Consider the following 1,720-nt stretch of genomic DNA (forward strand, 5'->3'; position numbering starts at 1 on the left):
ACACCCTTGCCACTACATTCACAAATCAGAGCGCGCTTCTTTCCTAAAACTGTCTGTTGTATCTGGGTCGTGACTGCTGCTAAAAAGCGCTCTTCATCATCCAAAACAAGCCATAACTGTTTCTTACCCGTGCAAATAGATTCAATGAGTTCTTGCAACGTAATTTCATGTTTGAAACGCTCTACATACTCTCTAAAGGATGCAATGATTTCTTCAAGATAAGGCGCTATACGCTCCATATCCCAAGACGTGGTCAAAAAGACTTTTGCCATTACCATCTGCCTAAAGGACGTAAATCCACATTAAATCCCGTAATCATCGTCCAAGGTTCATTCTTAGGAATGCGTAATTTAAACCGGTGATAACGATTGCGCGAACGCCCATGATAAGCGCCCGTGACATACGAACACACCCTCTCCTTGTGCCATGTGATCGGTGTCTGATTATTGCGAAGACGACGCTCTCCAATGCTTAAAAGACCTTCCGTCGTATCAACTTCGGCAAACATCTTCGTAATAAAGTTAAAACTTCCATCCGGTGCCCCCATCTCTTGTGAAACAACCGTTGCCTCCATCGGGGCTCCTGTAAACATAACAAGCCGATTGTTTTCATCAAAAGCACCAAGCATTGGAGCGCCACTTTGCCAACGAGGGCTGTCTAAAGAAGCCGGCAATGCCTCAAGATTGATCGAAATCTCATCTAACTGTTCTAAAGTATACCCTGTTGTAAACACTGGAAAGAACGTGAAAGGCTTTCCCTGTAGTGTCGACCATTTCTGTAAGCCCCAATCATAGACAAAGGTCGTTTGCTCGTTATTGCCTCTTTTTAAGGACCAGTAAATCCGGTTATCAATGGGGTCTATAACTCCTTGCATCTCATCAAGAGCAAACTTATCAAATGTTTTAAAAACCGTTCTATCAACCTTTTCAAAACCTATCGGTAAAAGTTGACCATCCAAACTCATCTGATAAAAACCACCATCACCTGCAAAAAAAGCGTCACTCCCTCGACATGCTATAGAGGACGCACTACGGGCTCCGCGCTTGTCTTGTATCTTTTGAAACGTAAACACAATCTTAGAACCCGCAACAAAGGTTCCTGCATAAATAGCAGAACGCATAAAAATGAGGGGATTAGTCGATTCCGTAGACCCTTGAACATATTCTCCATCCGGAAAATCTTGAAAATCGCAATCTTTCTGCTTAACTGTCCAATGAGTAGCATCTTCCAAACCAGACCAATGAATGCGATTGGGGTGATCTGTCAATTGCATCAAACAAACAAAAGGTCCCCAAACCTTCACCAAGCCTGCTTTCGGGGGATTGCCTCCTAAATCTTCAAATCGTTCAGAACTATGGGTATTAAAAACTTGTGGTTTATCATTTTTATTCACCGCAATAATTCTTTGACCAAACAAAGCGAACGACCATTGATTATCTTCATGCGCATGATAAGTCACACCTCTTTGACTTATGTCCTTCCAACCCTTCGTTTGGCTATCATAACTATAAAGCTTTTGCTTGCCTCCTACGATTATCTTAACACCATTACCGCTTCTAAAGGCGATTGAACCCAAGGGCTTTTCTTCCAAAGGATTAGAAACAACCATTGCACTAGGCATGGGTATGTAACCACCATCTGCCGGTAAAACATTCACAAGGCTATCCGTAAAACTGCCGTTGACAACCGCAACATCTGGTCTGTAATCGGCTACTGGAAA

1 protein-coding gene and 1 pseudogene are annotated in these 1,720 nt (G+C 42.8%); both read right to left on the minus strand.

The window, feature by feature from the left end:
• Positions 1-272, minus strand: a pseudogene (locus ACFIJL_RS09265) (hypothetical protein); the annotation flags it as partial.
• Positions 272-1,720: hypothetical protein (locus tag ACFIJL_RS09270; RefSeq protein ID WP_375624401.1), on the minus strand; the 1,449-nt coding region annotated here is incomplete at its 5' end. The gene ACFIJL_RS09270 and the pseudogene ACFIJL_RS09265, both read right to left, overlap by 1 nt.

It is taken from the genome of Bartonella sp. TT119HLJHH (assembly GCF_042193385.1).
In the GTDB taxonomy this organism is placed as follows: Bacteria; Pseudomonadota; Alphaproteobacteria; order Rhizobiales; family Rhizobiaceae; genus Bartonella.